Genomic DNA, 15,089 nt, shown 5'->3' on the forward strand with positions numbered 1-15,089 from the left:
ATTGATCGCCCCTAACTATAAGCAAAACTTATAATCTCATTAAGAATGAATTAAGAGTAGGAATGAGAAGAAGTGGCACATAACGTGATTTGATAGTAAAAAGAAAGACTTCTTGGAAGAAAAATATGTCTTACGCGCAAACTAAGACTCAGGCTAAGTCTGGGTATAAAGCTGGGGTTCAAGATTACAGACTAACTTATTACACACCTGATTACACTCCTAAAGATACAGATTTATTAGCAGCTTTCCGGATGACCCCCCAACCCGGAGTTCCTCCTGAAGAAGCTGGTGCGGCTGTAGCTGCTGAGTCTTCTACTGGTACATGGACAACAGTATGGACAGACTTGCTCACCGACCTAGATCGCTACAAAGGTCGTTGTTACGACATCGAACCAGTTCCCGGTGAAGATAACCAATATATTTGTTATGTTGCTTATCCTTTGGACTTGTTTGAAGAAGGTTCTATCACCAACGTACTAACCTCCATCGTCGGTAATGTATTTGGTTTTAAAGCTTTACGGGCATTACGTTTGGAAGACATTCGTTTCCCTGTAGCTTACATCAAGACTTTCCAAGGACCTCCTCACGGTATCCAAGTAGAGCGCGACAAATTGAACAAATACGGTCGTCCTCTGTTGGGTTGTACAATCAAGCCCAAATTAGGTCTTTCCGCTAAGAACTACGGACGCGCAGTTTACGAATGTTTACGTGGTGGTTTGGACTTCACCAAAGACGACGAAAACATCAACTCTGCTCCTTTCCAAAGATGGCGCGATCGCTTCTTGTTTGTATCTGAAGCTATCAACAAAGCACAAGCAGAAACAGGCGAAATCAAAGGTCACTACCTGAACGTTACCGCTCCTACCTGCGAACAAATGATCCAACGGGCTGAGTACGCTAAAGAACTCAAACAGCCCATCATCATGCACGATTACCTGACCGCAGGTTTCACCGCTAACACCACACTATCTCGCTGGTGTCGTGATAACGGTATTCTGTTGCACATTCACCGGGCTATGCACGCTGTAATTGACCGTCAGAAGAACCACGGTATCCACTTCCGCGTATTGGCTAAAGCTCTCCGCTTGTCTGGTGGTGACCACATTCACACCGGTACAGTAGTTGGTAAGTTAGAAGGTGAACGGGGAATCACCATGGGCTTCGTTGACCTATTGCGTGAAAACTACATCGAGCAAGACAAGTCTCGTGGTATTTACTTTACCCAGGACTGGGCTTCTTTACCCGGTGTAATGGCAGTTGCTTCCGGTGGTATCCACGTATGGCATATGCCCGCGTTGGTAGAAATCTTTGGTGATGACTCCGTACTCCAATTCGGTGGTGGTACTCTCGGACATCCTTGGGGTAACGCTCCTGGTGCTACAGCTAACCGCGTAGCTCTAGAAGCAGTTGTTCAAGCTCGTAACGAAGGTCGCAACTTGGCTCGTGAAGGTAACGATATTATCCGCGAAGCTGCTAAGTGGTCTCCTGAGTTGGCTGTTGCTTGCGAACTGTGGAAAGAAATTAAGTTCGAGTTTGAAGCAATGGATACCGTCTGATAATTGAGGATTTGGGATTTTGGATTCATATACAATCCAAAATCTAAAAATCTAAAGGGCTGGGTCAAGCATGGATTTAAAGCAAATTGCGAAAGACACAGCCAAAACTCTCCAAAGCTACCTGACTTATCAGGCGTTGAGGACTGTATTGGCACAGCTAGGCGAAACAAATCCTCCTCTAGCACATTGGTTGCAAAACTTTTCCGCTGGGAAAATCCAAGACGGAGAAGCTTATATAGAGGAATTGTTTCTAGAAAAGTCAGATTTGGCATTGCGGATTATGACTGTCAGGGAACACATAGCGGCGGAAGTGACGGAGTTTTTACCAGAAATGGTGATAACTGGCATTCAGCAAGCCAATATGGAACAGCGTCGCCAGCATCTCGAACGCATTACGCAACTAAGTTTATCAAGTCCCAGCCTCGAAATACCAAAGACAGACAATATCTGATACTAATTTGGATAATTTATCCAATTAGTCAGTCAACCAAGTCATAAAAAATCTCCCCCACTTAGCAAAAACTATGCAAACTTTACCTAAAGAGCGTCGTTACGAAACCCTTTCTTACCTTCCCCCTTTGTCTGACGCGCAAATCGCCAAGCAAGTTCAGTACATCATCACACAAGGTTTCATTCCTGCAATTGAATTCAACGAAACTTCTGAACCTACAGAACTTTATTGGACAATGTGGAAGTTACCTTTGTTCGGTGCTAAAACTACTCAAGAAGTATTGAGCGAAGTTCAAGGTTGCCGTTCTCAGTATAGCAACTGCTACATCCGTGTTGTTGGTTTTGACAACATCAAGCAGTGTCAAGTTATGAGCTTCCTTGTTCACAAACCCAGCAGATACTAAGAGCTAATTAGCTCATAGTTATTTGATGAATTAAAAAGAGAGGTAGAGTTTTCTATCTCTCTTTTTTTTAGCGTTACATAATGGCTTTATGAATTATGTTTCGCGCAAAGGCACAAAGGAGCAAAGACGCAAAGGTAAGAGTTTTCAAAATTAACCATGGTTACGCCACTCAGGCTATCGGTGAGTTTCATTCTTTGATTCAGCAATACCCTTTTTTTAGTTTTTGATGGAGAATAGAATTGTCGGTTGAGTCGCACACACAAAAGGCTAAAGGTGGTAATTATGCAACAAATTACTGTTAACGAAGCATCTCAACACTTATCTGATTTAATTGAAGCCGCACTTGGTGGTGATGAAATTATCATCATGAAAGATAATCAACCTGTGGTGAAATTAATTCCTGTATTACCAGTTAAAATTCGTCCTAAATTTGGTAGTGCAAAGGGAATGATCAAAATATCTGATGATTTTGATGAACCTTTGGAAGAGTTGAAGGAGTATATGGAATGAAGCAATTAATTGATACTCATACTCTGCTGTGGTTTACTATGGGTAATCCCAGAATTAGCGATAATTTGAGATTACAAATTGAGAATAATGACAATATTTTGAGTATTGCCAGTGTTTGGGAAATGGCAATTAAACACAGCATAGGTAAACTTAATTTGGATATGAGTTTTGATGATTTTGTCGAACAGCAAATAATTGGTAACGGTATTACATTAAAGGAAATCAAGCAACAGCATATTTCAGTTATTGCTCAACTTCCTTTACATCATCGTGATCCTTTTGACAGAATGTTAATTGCACAGGCTATGGTGGAAAATATGCCTATAATAAGTGCTGATACAATTTTTGATGCCTATCCCATACAGCGTTTATGGTGAAAAATAACGCACAATTTTGATATTTCTTTTTTTTAAGCGGAGAGGGTACAGACAACGGTTATGATTTATGAGTATCAAAAATATACTCTATATTAGCAGTCAATGAGCTACTGTATCAATCCCAACTGCCCACAACCGCAAAACACCAGACAGCCCTTATTTTGTCAATCATGTGGTTCTGAGTTACTTTTAGAGGGGTGCTATCGAGTCCTTCGTCCCTTGGGGGGTGGTGGTTTCGGTAAAACCTATGAAATTGATGACTCTGGTACAAAGAAAGTCTTGAAGGTTCTGTTTAATACAGTTCCTAAAGCTATTGAATTGTTTCAACAAGAAGCGGCAGTTTTAAAACAACTCAAGCATCCTGGTATTCCTAAGGTTGAATCAGATGGTTATTTTATTTATTCTCCTAGAGATCAAGAACCCCTGCATTGTTTGGTAATGGAAAAAATTGAGGGGATGAATTTAGAAGAATATATGACTCAACGTAATGATAAAGCTATTAGTGAACGTGCGGCTGTACGGTGGTTGAAACAGATAGTTGAAATTTTACATCAAGTCCATCGACAAAATTATTTTCATCGAGATATTAAGCCACCTAATATTATGCTCCGTCCATCTGGTCAATTGGTATTAATTGATTTTGGCACAGCGCGGGAAGTTACACAAACTTTGATGCAAAAAGTCGCAGGACAGCAAGTTACAGGGATTATTTCCGCAGGTTATACGCCACCTGAACAAATGAATGGTAAGGCTGTTCCGCAATCAGATTTTTTTGCTTTAGGGCGAACTTTTGTTTATTTATTAACTGGTAAATATCCTCAAGATTTTGCGGAAGATTCTCGCACAGGGACGTTAATTTGGCGAGATGATACTGCTAGTATTTCCCAAAAATTATTAGATTTGATTGATTATTTAATGTCTCCATTTCCGGGAAATAGACCAAGAGATACCCAGGAAATTTTATATAGATTAGCTGAAGTTGAGACCTCTTCACCTAAATTTAAAGTTCCTAATTCCAATAGTCAATCTTCTAATTATGGTCCTTATGCTAAAACGGTAGTATCCACATCTGGAAAAGTTAATCAAGTAGTAATTTCTCCTAAATACGCATCACCTTGGATACGTTTTTTAGCGTACTTTATTGATTTAATAATATGTTGTATTTTCATGCCATTGTCTATAGCTTTCTTAGGAAGTATCATAATCATAATAATTATACCAGATCGAAATTGTGGAATAAATGGTATCTGTAGTGATTTATGGTATAGTATATCCTTAGTTTTATCTGTAATCTTTACTTGGCTTCATTTTGCATTAGCTGAAAGTTCCGTTAAACAATCAACTTATGGACAAGGTATCTGCAAAATAATTGTGACTGATATGAATGGTAAAAGAATTTCTTTGTGGCGCGCTACTTGGAGATTTATAGTTAAAATATTGTTGACTTTCTTGACTTTTGGTTTAGGTGATATGATATTTATGCTATTTAATCAAAAAAATCGTTCTTTACACGATATCTTAGCTGGTACTTTGGTTATTGAAAAACCATCTGCATAATTACAAATTATTCCAGAGGCCTTCGGTGCGTTACGCTGTCGCTAACACTACTCAATAAACTACTGAATAATTAACTTCTCGTAAATCTCATAGCCCATTATATAGTCATCCAATACAAATCCATCACCAAAATCTATTACCTGACTATCAATAATTTTAAAACCAAATCGAGAATAAGCTTTAATTCCTTTTTCATTCCTTTTATTAACATTCAGGATTATTTGTTTCAAATTCATTGCTTGCGCTTTTTGATAAATATGAAATAACATCTTTTGACCATAGCCAAAACCATGCAAAGATGACAACAAATAACATTTATGTAATTTTAAATAACTAATATTATCTATGATTTCTGAACTGTATGATAAATAACCAACTAATTTAGAATTATGCAAAACTTTATCATAAAATATCCCTCTATTATAAATTTCATTTTCAATTATTCCTGTTCCATACATTTTAGTTAGCATATACTCGATTTGTTCAGTGCTGAGAATTGAAGAATAGTGGTTATACCAAATTTCTTGACTGACTTTTCTCAGTTCTTCCAAATCAGAATCTAATAACTTAGTAATGGTAATTGATGAATCATTCATGGTGAGAATTGTATTCTAATAAAAATTAAATGTCAGGATTGCCAAAATTAATTTACCATTTAATTGAGATAACATAAGACTCATATTTGATTTCTGTATCTGGTAAACAATACAAACAAACAGCTATGGCAATGGATGATACATTTGACACCCCAAATCAATCCTTATCTATCCCCAAGGTCAACATTTTGACCATGTTTCGGCTAGGACTGTTTCAAATGGGGTTGAGTATGATGTCTATCTTGACTCTGGGAGTGCTTAACCGCGTCATGATTCAGGAAATCGCCATTCCGGCAACTATAGGCAGCTTAGTATTAGCAATACCTTATTTTATCGCCCCCACAAGGATTTTATTTGGGCAAATGTCCGATGCTAAACCATTATTAGGTTATCATCGCACGGCTTACGTTTGGATAGGAGCAGGAATATTTGCGATCGCAGCATTTTTAGCGGTACAAGTAATGTGGCAGTTAAATGCCGCTAATATTGCTGATACTTGGACATGGACTACCCAAACCATCGGTTGGACAGCGGTTCTCGGTTTAGTGTTCGCAATTTACGGTTTAGCAATTTGCGCTAGTAGTACAGCATTTGCAGCTTTATTAGTGGATATCTCCGAAGAAGACAACCGTTCTCAAGTTGTGGGGATTGTTTGGTCAATGTTAATGGTAGGGATTATAGTAGGGGCAATTATCAGTTCCAGCCTCTTAAAGCAATTAAGCACAAACGCACCCATCGAACTTTTACAAGCAGCAATTAATCGTCTATTTGTGATTGTTCCTGGAATAGTTTTTTGTTTAGCAATTATTGCAACTGTAGGTGTAGAAAAAAAATATTCCCGTTTTTTTAACTGTGCTAATAAAGGAAATCGGGAAGATGGTATCACCTTAAAAGGTGCCTGGAAAATTTTAACAGCTAGTCCACAAACAGGCTTGTTTTTCACCTTTTTATTAGTGATGACTATTAGCTTGTTTATGCAAGATCCCATTTTAGAACCTTATGCGGGGCAAGTCTTTAAAATGCCCTTAGCAGAAAGTACCAAACTCAACGTTTTTTACGGGACAGGGATATTAATTTCCTATGGTATCACGGGTTTTTTCATTGTTCCCCGTTTAGGTAAAGCTCGAACTATCAAATTAGGTTGTATTTTAGTAGCATTTGCCGCTTTATTAATAGGTTTTTCGGGATTTTCTGCAAATCCATCTCTACTAAAATCAACTTTAGTTTTATTTGGTTTAGCTACTGGTTTTGTGACCACCGCAGCAGTAACTTTAATGTTAGACTTAACAATTGCCGAAGCCGCAGGTACATTTATTGGTGCTTGGGGACTTGCCCAATCTTTATCTAGAGGCATTGCTACGGTAATTGGTGGTACTGTTTTAGATTTGGGACGTAAGTTTTTACCAGATAATTTAGTATTAGCTTATGGTTTGGTATTTGTCTTAGAAGCTTTAGGAATGTTACTATCAATTTGGTTTTTGAATCGTGTTAATGTCAAAGAATTTCAAACTAATACCAGACAAGTTCTAGCCTCTATTCTCGAAAGTGACTTAGATAATTAACAACTAACAACTGTACGGGCGAAGCATTTGGAGAACTATTTTTGGCAATGACCGATAATTTATCTTCCAAATGCTTCGCCCCTACTAACAACTGACAACTGACAACTAACCAGGGATACATTCTATGAGTTACTACATTGCGCCTAGTTTTCTTGATAAACTTGCAGTTCATATCACCAAAAATTTCTTAAATATTCCTGGGATTCGCGTTCCTTTAATTTTAGGAATTCATGGCCGCAAAGGTGAGGGAAAAACTTTTCAATGCGAGTTAGTTTTTGAGAAAATGGGTATCGAAGTCACCTTGATATCTGGAGGAGAATTAGAAAGTCCAGACGCGGGAGATCCTGCGCGGTTAATTCGGTTACGTTATCGGGAAACAGCAGAATTAATCAAGGTACGGGGGAAAATGTGCGTACTGATGATTAATGATTTAGATGCAGGTGCAGGACGCTTTGATGAAGGAACTCAATATACAGTAAATACTCAGTTGGTAAATGCCACATTGATGAATATTGCTGATAATCCCACAGATGTGCAATTACCGGGAAGTTATGACTCCAATCCTTTATGTCGTGTCCCGATTATTGTCACCGGAAATGATTTTTCTACTCTCTATGCACCATTAATTCGTGATGGGAGAATGGACAAATTTTACTGGGAACCGAACCGCGATGATAAGGTAGGAATTGTGGGAGGAATTTTTGCAGAAGATGGTCTTTCACAAAGAGAAATTGCACAATTTGTTGATACTTTTCCCCATCAATCTATTGACTTTTTTAGTGCTTTGCGTTCCCGGATTTATGATGAACAAATCCGTAATTTCATCCATCAAATTGGTTTTGAAAATGTCTCTTTGCGAGTTGTCAATAGTTTGGAGGGTCCACCAGCATTTAAAAAGCCAGATTTTACTTTATCGCATTTAATCGAGTCGGGTAAATTTATGGTTGGTGAACAAAAACGAGTGGAAACTTCTCATTTAGTGGATGAATATAATCGTTTAAATCGAGGTAAAGGTTATCAAGCAAATTCTCCTGTTGCGGAAGTTCCTGTGAGTAAACCTGCGATTAATCAACCTACTCATTTAAGTTTAGAAACTCAGGCACAAGTTCGGCAAATTTTAGCCCAAGGTTGTAAAATTGGCATTGAACACGTTGACGAACGGCGTTTTCGCACAGGTTCTTGGCAAAGTTGCGGTTCTTTTCAAATTGATGCCCATTCCGATGCTATTTCTACCTTAGAAGCTTGTTTATCTGAATATAGCGGTGAATATGTACGTTTAGTAGGAATTGATCCACAGGCAAAACGACGAGTAGTAGAGACAATTATTCAGCGTCCTCATAGCAAGTAATTGGTATGAAGTTTTAAAGATTAGGTAATTTAAAGGTTGAACTCACCCGTTGACAATTACTTTGGGTGGTTATAAGTGGTTTACCTTATGGTCGAGTGCAGGGCTATTTTCAGCCCTTTCTTTAAATATTTTTGGTGCTGCTGAATTGGGGTATGATTATGATATTTATTTCGTGCAAAGGCGCAAAGTTTCAAATTTTGAATTTGTCAATTTCATACCTAAGTTCAGCAACGCCGTATTTTTATTGTAGTCTATGCGGAATTCCTTTATATTTGATTTATGCGGTATGTATGTGCAATCACACTACAATATCTGTGATCGCACTACAAGCTGTGGATGAAACCCAACAATAATGACCGCTATTTCGTCCAAATAGTCGTATTTGTCCACTTAATGCAACTCGGACTCACGAGCGTTGCACCAAAGGTTCCATCGTCGGGAAAGTTAACTTTTGCCGCAGAGGGGGGAGTCACCGTACCCTTTGCAACTGGGCGAACGTAAGCGGACATATCGACCGAAAGCTGATCCCCTGTTTGAGTGACAATCGGACCAGGTCTTCCCAAGAATTTCCAAGTACCTGAAAAATCCCGGGCTTCCCAAAGGGTACCATTATCCCAGCTAATCTGCCCCCGACGATTTAATGTCCCAATAAAGGTTGCATCGTCCGGAAAAGTGACTTTGATCTGAGTTTCATTTAGAAATTTGCCAGTTGCAGTGGGGCGACCATAAACGGACATATCGACCGAAAGCTGCTTGCCCTTTTGAGTGATAATCGGACCAGGCTTGCCTCCGAAATACCATTGACCATTTACGGGGGAGCAAATTGTTGCTTCGGCTGGGGTCGGCTTTGCATTTGCTGTCGGGGTAAGTGAAAGGATAAGTACAGCAATGCCACCCACAGCAGCGGCCCATTTTTGCAAATTCATGTTCGAGTTTCGATAAGCTGAGGTTGCAGACATTGGTTAATCTCCTTGAAGGAAGTTGGTAATCAAAATACTAGTTACGTCCACTCTAACGGCTAAGTTAGACATTTGCTACGGGATGAGTAGACGACTTACGCCCAAATAAGTTTCATAGTCTGACCTTTTCTGAAATTTTCCGTGTTAGTTGGGAGTTGATCAACTAGAAGCAATTCTGATCTGTTTTGTGCTTGTACCAAGTTGATATTTCCGGCTAATATAGAGGTTATGACAGTCGTATTCATCAACCACTTATGAAATGTGTTCATGATTATTTCCTATCAGTAATATATGAGTAAGATTTTCTCGATCTTAATTATTCTTTTGGCTGTAAACCTAATTCACAAAGTGTTTTTGCTTCATCAACAGAGTAATTTTGCTTCAACTCTATATAAGCAGTCTCACCTATATCTGACAACTTTTACCATAGCTACTTTTGACCATTTTTCCCAAATACTATTGGGAACTCTCAAAGTATATCGTCTTCTGTTGCCTCCTTGACCTTCTTTATCAAGGTTTTTCGCTTCTAAAATCACACCAGAACTATCTATAAATTCAGCCCTAAAGCCATCCCATAATTCAAGTTTTAAGTAAGCTTCTTTCAGTGCAGGGCTTCTTTCTACTTCTGGAGGAAATGAAAATTCAACAATCCACTCTACTTGTTGATTCTGTTGATTAAATACAGGTCCTTCGATCATCTTATACGAAGTTGAATATTCAGTTCCTACAGAACCAGAATTTAAAACACTATCGTCCCATTTTGGATTTGATAAACTTGGAGTTGGTTCAGCAGTAATAGTAGGAGTTGATGTAGGTATTGCTTTAGATGATGATTTTGGGTTGTTCACATCTAATAGAGAGGGTTCTGGCGTTCGTAATTTAGGAAATTGAGATGGCGATAGTTCAGAAACACTTGGAGAATAAGTCGGTTGCTGAAGATTTAATTGTGCTTCTAAACTGCTAATTTTTCTTTGTAGATCCTCAACTCTTTGATCGTCGGTTTGGGGACGAGAGGCGTAAGCAGCAATAAACGCGCAAGCCAGCATAACAGCAGCCCAAATTGGCCATGGGATTTTTGATTCATTTGACATTTTGCTTGAGAAAGATAGAAGTTTTAAAGATTAGGTAATTTAAAGGTTGAACTCACCCGCCTCCAATAAATTTACATGATTACGAGTTATCTAACACACGGTCGGGTGCAATGATTTGTTAGACCTCAAATTCGATTACAGTAGCAATGGAAGCTATAATTTCCAGCATTGTAATTTCAGAAATGCTTCCTAATTTACGAATAAACCTTTGTAAATCCACCCCCCTTAGTTGAAGAGTATCAATTGCAGAATCTTTATTCAATCTATTGATACTGTTAGGTTCAATCTTAACGTGCCAGAAATTTGATGAAAAATATGTTTTCCAGTCTGTAATAGGAGCAATAAGCTTGATAGGAAGCTTTCCTACTGAATCTGAACTGATGACGACGGCAGGACGCACTTTTTTGATTTCTGCACCAACAGTAGGATCGAAGTTGACTAACCAAATTTCTCCACGTTTTGGCAGATCAGGGTTAATACTCAATGATGTCACCTGCCATTAACTCCTGCCATTCAGAATCTTGTTGATAGTGAGAGAGCATTATATCGGCTTGACTTTTGAGAATATTCCTACGTTCAGTCATTGGTAACTTCAGAAAAGCAAGACGCTGTTTTAAGGATGGAGAGATATCTTCGGTGGTAGAAGAATGAGAAATAACTTCTTGAACCAAAATAACGACTTCAACAGTTTGTCCTACAGTCAGATCTGGAGCTTGAATTTCAATTTTATTTCCTGGCAGGACTTTTGCCGTCGTGTACAAAGTTGATTTGACCATTTTTAGCCCTTTCTTTAAGTATTTTTATTGTAGTTTATAATATCGGCGATCGCACTAAAAATGATTAAGGAGTTGTTTTTCAGCTTGTAATGGGTCTTTTATGTTTAATTGACTTCTGGCTTTTACTATGAGTTCTTGGGTTTTAGATGCACCGTAAATCGCATTGAAAAAAGCTAGGAAACTAAACCACCCGTCAGCAAAAATTTGTGGCAGTATAGTCATTATTATAGAAATCATTAAGGTTTTGATTCAGCAACTCCGATTTTACATTATCTATCTCTATCTTAATATCACCAAAAGTGTAATTACCTTCTCGACGAAGATTAATCTTTCCTTGTTGTCTAAGTTTGTGGATTGCATTAACGGCAAATTGAACCGTATTATTAATACTAGGTTGAGATTGAGCAATTAAGATATTTTTATCTTTTATAGAATCTATCGCTTTAAATTCTGGACTATTTTGTGCTAGAGTGCTGTGAATATTGCACCCAAATATAGAAACTATGACGGTGCTGGTCATTAGTAATTTATGCAGCTTTTTCATGGTAATCTCCTTAATTTTAGTGTTTCCCAGTCTATTGATACAAAGGCAAAACGACGAGTAGTAGAGACAATTATTCAGCGTCCCACTTGTCATGTGAAGAGGTTTCGTGTAACCTCTCTACGGATCTTCAATTATTAACTAAACAGGAGTTAAAAATAGTTTAGCTTCTGCCTGTCTTCTTCGTCTTAATCCAGCTTCTACATTGCTACCAGGATTTCTGTATTTTAGAAAAGTTTCTTCAATTTCATCCCACTTTTTATCTCTCAAAACTCTGGTTATACTTGAGAAATTGGAATTACCATAAAAACTAGCACCCAAGTTATAACCAAAGCTTAATAAAGCACCTTGTTGATTGGCGTTTAACTCATTCCAAACCGGAATTTTTTGCAGAGGTGGTAGATAGCTATTCTCTAGCTGAAGCATCAACAAATCATCTGCTTCTTGTTGAGTGATGCTTTCACCTAATTCCCAGTTACTACCATCTCTTTTTTTAGTAGTACCCCAACCAATAGTGATAGGTAAATTACCACTGAGAGGATCTCGATAAGCATTTAAATAACAACCTTCAAATTCTTTGATGAGAGGAACACCTGGAAGTGGTAGTTTTCCAGTTATCCCACCAAAACCTTTTGTAGGGGTGTTTAAAGTTGGAGATGATATAGATGACGCTGCGCTTGTTGTTGCTTGTCCAAGAGCATTATTTAAAGCATTTTGAGTATTTTTTCCGACTACACCATCTGCTTCAAGCCCTTTTTGACTTTGAAATTGTTTAACGGCTTTGACAGTATTATTGCCAAAATCACCATCTATTATTCCTGGATCTAGATTGAGTGCTTTTAAGATTTCTTGTAGTTGTTGAACTTTTTGTCCTTTCGCACCTTGTTTGAGAGTTTCGTTGCTATCGAGATTTAATTTGCTAGGCATGATGATATCCTGGTGACATTGATTTAATCAGTTTGGCAACAAGGAAAAAAGCCAATGCGAAATTTCCTGTTTACCTCTGGCAACAAGTAAATAATCCTCATACAATTAAATGTTCCTGCTCGATTTCCACAGTGCATTTCTTGTATATGAGTTTTTTATTTACTAGTTGTCTGTTTTTAGACTCATTTTATTCTTAACTCTTACTAACTAAGTATACAGTATAGATGTGTAAACAGATAGCGGTTTGTTCTGAAATATTACATAAATCACAAAAATATATGAATTAGCGGGAATACGATAACAAATCATGATATTTTAGACTAAATGAAACATTGCTAATCTAAAAATCCCGATCTGAAATATGCCTTGGTTTGTTAAAATTGAAACTGGTAAGCTTGATAAACCCACCTTTGACCAATATGTACCCGCTCACAGAGCCTATGTTCAAGAGTTGATTACTAAAGGACACAAAGCTAAAACAGGTTATTGGGCGCAAAAGGGTGGTGGAATGATGTTATTTGAGGCGGCATCAATGGATGAAGCACAAGCAATAGTATTGGCTGATCCCTTGGTACAGAACGATTGTGTCAGCTACCAATTATTTGAATGGCGAATTGTTGTGGAATAGTACACAAATTTTGAATTTTAGTGTTATGATGATGAAAGACCTGGATCTATGCAACTTCAACGCCCAAATCTTGTCAGGACCGGAAGGTAGCAGCAATAAGGGATGCTTGTGGTAGGCGTAGTCTCCGGGTCGCCTTATTTGTAGGAGCTTTCAGCAGCAATGCCTGGTTTTGGAGATATTGTACAAAAAGCTTTTTATCTCGGCGTTGGGTTAGCTTCTTACGCTGGCGAAAAAGCTGGCGGAAAATTAGCCGAACTGCGATCGCAAGTCCAAAAATTAGCAGATGAAATGGTGGCTAAAGGCGAGATGAACACAGAAGAGGCTCGTCGCTTCGTTGAAGATATGATGAAGCAAGCTCAACAGCAACCAACCTCTGGACAAACGCCTGAAAAAACACCCCCTTCCGAACCTCGTCGGATAAATATCATAGATGATGACGAAGAGCCTAGTATGAAAGAGGCGAAAAAAGAAAATAAAGAAAATGGCGATAACGTAGATCATCTCCGCGATCAAGTGCTAGAACTACAGGAAGAGTTAAAACGGCTGCAACGCAAACCGTAAAGATAAAATTTTCACCTTGGGTATCAGTAACTTTTAATTCTAGAAAAATGACGCTATACCCAAGATGGTTTTACTTGCAATTACTAACCGTAGACTCTATAACTTTCAGTCAGACGGCGTTTAGCATCATGTTTTTAGCCTTTGAGAGTATAAGTTATGGAAGAGTGGCAAAAAGACTTAATAGACATGATCGAAACCGTGGCTGATGAAGTAGAGCAGTTCTTCCTCGGAGTGAATGACATGATAGACGCTTTTTTTGAAGTTACGGAACAGATTACTGAAGAAGTACAAAGCGCATTTGAGGATGATATTGATACTTTAGCTACGTTGCACGAACAGTTTTTACAAGATTTAGCCGAACCAATTTTGGAGATTTACTGGGAACTGGAAGATATCACCGAAGATATAGATCCTGGTTTTCCATATCAAGTAGAAGCGACACTAGAAAAAAATGCTGCTTGTATTGGTTGTAGTAACTATCATGGCCAGGTTTATAGCGGTAATTTGTTAGTCTGTGCTATGCACCCTCATGGTTGGGATGATAAAAATTGTCCTGACTGGGAAAAAGAAAGTAAGTAACTCATTAAGCTGGAGAGAAATGTTAAAAACTGTTAAGTTAATAATTGTGAATATCTGCATTTCTTTTTACTAATATAATGAGTAACTTTGCACCTGAAACTGTATCTCCAGCAAGTCAAGAAATGAAATATGGTGAACGCGAAATTGCGGAAGGGAAATTAATTACATTTCCGAACCCCCGCATTGGGCGACGCTATGACGTTAATATTACTTTACCGGAATTTACTTGTAAATGTCCTTTTTCCGGTTATCCTGACTTTGCGACCATTTATATTACCTATGTTCCAGATGAAAGGGTAGTAGAGTTGAAGGCACTCAAGCTTTATATTAACAGCTACCGCGATCGCTATATCTCCCATGAAGAAACAGCCAATCAAATTTTAGATGATTTTGTCGCTGCTTGTGATCCTTTAGAAGTCACCGTGAAAACAGATTTTACCCCTCGTGGGAATGTGCATACAGTAGTTGAAGTTAGACATCAGAAAGGTGTTTATAGCAGGAGTCAGGAGTCAGGAGTCAGGAGTCAGGAGTAAAGAATAGGACATCAAATCTTCAGACATCTATTGACATTTTCTGACAATAGGTTCATAATATTAAATATATACGAGAGTTTTGTAGTTAATTTAAAGTCAATAAATATTTTGAGTAACTGTAATGGTTCCGAATA

18 protein-coding genes, 1 other RNA gene and 1 pseudogene are annotated in these 15,089 nt (G+C 38.2%); 13 read left to right on the plus strand and 7 right to left on the minus strand.

What is annotated here, in order from left to right; translation table 11 throughout:
* Positions 1-125 precede the first annotated feature (125 nt).
* The 6 genes and pseudogenes from PN450_RS10615 (at position 126) to PN450_RS10640 (ending at position 4,854) form a co-directional block, all read left to right on the plus strand.
* A complete protein-coding gene (locus PN450_RS10615; protein WP_015079279.1) occupies positions 126-1,556 on the plus strand; it encodes a form I ribulose bisphosphate carboxylase large subunit in 1,431 nt (476 codons plus the stop codon).
* Between the two features lie 70 nt (positions 1,557-1,626).
* A pseudogene (gene rcbX, locus PN450_RS10620) lies at positions 1,627-2,035 on the plus strand (RuBisCO chaperone RbcX).
* 45 nt (positions 2,036-2,080) lie between these two features.
* A complete protein-coding gene (locus tag PN450_RS10625) occupies positions 2,081-2,410 on the plus strand; it encodes a ribulose bisphosphate carboxylase small subunit (RefSeq protein WP_168503119.1) in 330 nt (109 codons plus the stop codon).
* A 282-nt stretch (positions 2,411-2,692) separates the two neighbouring features.
* Positions 2,693-2,920, plus strand: a complete 228-nt coding sequence (locus PN450_RS10630) for a type II toxin-antitoxin system Phd/YefM family antitoxin (RefSeq protein WP_039200138.1) — start codon at positions 2,693-2,695, stop codon at positions 2,918-2,920.
* Positions 2,917-3,297 (plus strand): type II toxin-antitoxin system VapC family toxin, encoded by a 381-nt coding sequence (locus PN450_RS10635; protein WP_271836250.1) that lies wholly within the window; start codon positions 2,917-2,919, stop codon positions 3,295-3,297. Before PN450_RS10630 ends, PN450_RS10635 begins: the two co-directional genes overlap by 4 nt.
* 102 nt (positions 3,298-3,399) lie before the next feature.
* Positions 3,400-4,854 carry a protein kinase domain-containing protein gene (locus PN450_RS10640; protein WP_271836251.1) on the plus strand — a complete coding sequence of 485 codons (1,455 nt, stop codon included), beginning with the start codon at positions 3,400-3,402 and terminating at the stop codon, positions 4,852-4,854.
* A 59-nt stretch (positions 4,855-4,913) separates the two neighbouring features.
* Here PN450_RS10640 and PN450_RS10645 read toward each other — a convergent pair whose 3' ends face one another.
* Positions 4,914-5,450, minus strand: a complete 537-nt coding sequence (locus PN450_RS10645) for a GNAT family N-acetyltransferase (RefSeq protein ID WP_271836252.1) — start codon at positions 5,448-5,450, stop codon at positions 4,914-4,916.
* Between the two features lie 125 nt (positions 5,451-5,575).
* Between PN450_RS10645 and PN450_RS10650 the strand changes: the two genes are divergently transcribed.
* Both PN450_RS10650 and PN450_RS10655 read left to right on the plus strand, forming a co-directional pair.
* Complete coding sequence (locus PN450_RS10650) at positions 5,576-7,012, plus strand: BCD family MFS transporter (protein WP_271836257.1); 1,437 nt, start codon at positions 5,576-5,578, stop codon at positions 7,010-7,012.
* Between the two features lie 124 nt (positions 7,013-7,136).
* Positions 7,137-8,360, plus strand: a complete 1,224-nt coding sequence (locus tag PN450_RS10655; RefSeq protein WP_271836254.1) for a ribulose bisphosphate carboxylase small subunit — start codon at positions 7,137-7,139, stop codon at positions 8,358-8,360.
* Between the two features lie 359 nt (positions 8,361-8,719).
* Here PN450_RS10655 and PN450_RS10660 read toward each other — a convergent pair whose 3' ends face one another.
* The 6 genes from PN450_RS10660 to PN450_RS10685 all read right to left on the minus strand — a co-directional run bounded on the left by PN450_RS10660 (position 8,720) and on the right by PN450_RS10685 (position 12,654).
* Positions 8,720-9,319 carry a hypothetical protein gene (locus PN450_RS10660; protein WP_148765909.1) on the minus strand — a complete coding sequence of 200 codons (600 nt, stop codon included), beginning with the start codon at positions 9,317-9,319 and terminating at the stop codon, positions 8,720-8,722.
* Between the two features lie 401 nt (positions 9,320-9,720).
* Complete coding sequence (locus PN450_RS10665; RefSeq protein WP_271836255.1) at positions 9,721-10,365, minus strand: hypothetical protein; 645 nt, start codon at positions 10,363-10,365, stop codon at positions 9,721-9,723.
* A 163-nt stretch (positions 10,366-10,528) separates the two neighbouring features.
* Entirely contained in the window at positions 10,529-10,894 is a 366-nt protein-coding gene (locus tag PN450_RS10670; RefSeq protein WP_148765905.1) for a type II toxin-antitoxin system PemK/MazF family toxin, read from the minus strand.
* Positions 10,884-11,186, minus strand: coding sequence for a hypothetical protein (locus PN450_RS10675; RefSeq protein WP_148765904.1), 303 nt, complete (start codon positions 11,184-11,186; stop codon positions 10,884-10,886). The genes PN450_RS10670 and PN450_RS10675 overlap by 11 nt, the downstream gene beginning before the upstream one ends.
* Before the next feature lie 193 nt (positions 11,187-11,379).
* Positions 11,380-11,730, minus strand: coding sequence for a curli production assembly/transport component CsgF (locus PN450_RS10680; protein WP_148765902.1), 351 nt, complete (start codon positions 11,728-11,730; stop codon positions 11,380-11,382).
* 138 nt (positions 11,731-11,868) lie between these two features.
* On the minus strand, positions 11,869-12,654 hold the full coding sequence (locus tag PN450_RS10685; protein ID WP_148765900.1) for a glycoside hydrolase family protein: 786 nt from the start codon (positions 12,652-12,654) through the stop codon (positions 11,869-11,871).
* A gap of 361 nt (positions 12,655-13,015) precedes the next feature.
* Here PN450_RS10685 and PN450_RS10690 point away from each other — a divergent pair, with 361 nt between their 5' ends.
* The 5 genes from PN450_RS10690 to queF all read left to right on the plus strand — a co-directional run bounded on the left by PN450_RS10690 (position 13,016) and on the right by queF (position 14,955).
* Positions 13,016-13,282 (plus strand): YciI family protein, encoded by a 267-nt coding sequence (locus PN450_RS10690; RefSeq protein WP_015079290.1) that lies wholly within the window; start codon positions 13,016-13,018, stop codon positions 13,280-13,282.
* Between the two features lie 37 nt (positions 13,283-13,319).
* Positions 13,320-13,416: signal recognition particle sRNA small type (gene ffs / locus PN450_RS10695), an RNA gene on the plus strand.
* A 25-nt stretch (positions 13,417-13,441) separates the two neighbouring features.
* The gene (locus tag PN450_RS10700) at positions 13,442-13,843 is read left to right on the plus strand and encodes a phasin family protein (protein WP_148765898.1); all 402 of its coding nucleotides are present in this window, start codon (positions 13,442-13,444) and stop codon (positions 13,841-13,843) included.
* A 156-nt stretch (positions 13,844-13,999) separates the two neighbouring features.
* Entirely contained in the window at positions 14,000-14,422 is a 423-nt protein-coding gene (locus tag PN450_RS10705) for a hypothetical protein (RefSeq protein ID WP_148765896.1), read from the plus strand.
* Between the two features lie 77 nt (positions 14,423-14,499).
* Positions 14,500-14,955: a preQ(1) synthase gene (gene queF / locus PN450_RS10710; RefSeq protein ID WP_148765894.1), complete on the plus strand. Its 456-nt coding sequence runs from the start codon at positions 14,500-14,502 to the stop codon at positions 14,953-14,955.
* Positions 14,956-15,089 lie beyond the last annotated feature (134 nt).

This window comes from Dolichospermum lemmermannii CS-548 (assembly GCF_028330815.1).
Lineage (GTDB): Bacteria > Cyanobacteriota > Cyanobacteriia > Cyanobacteriales > Nostocaceae > Dolichospermum > Dolichospermum lemmermannii.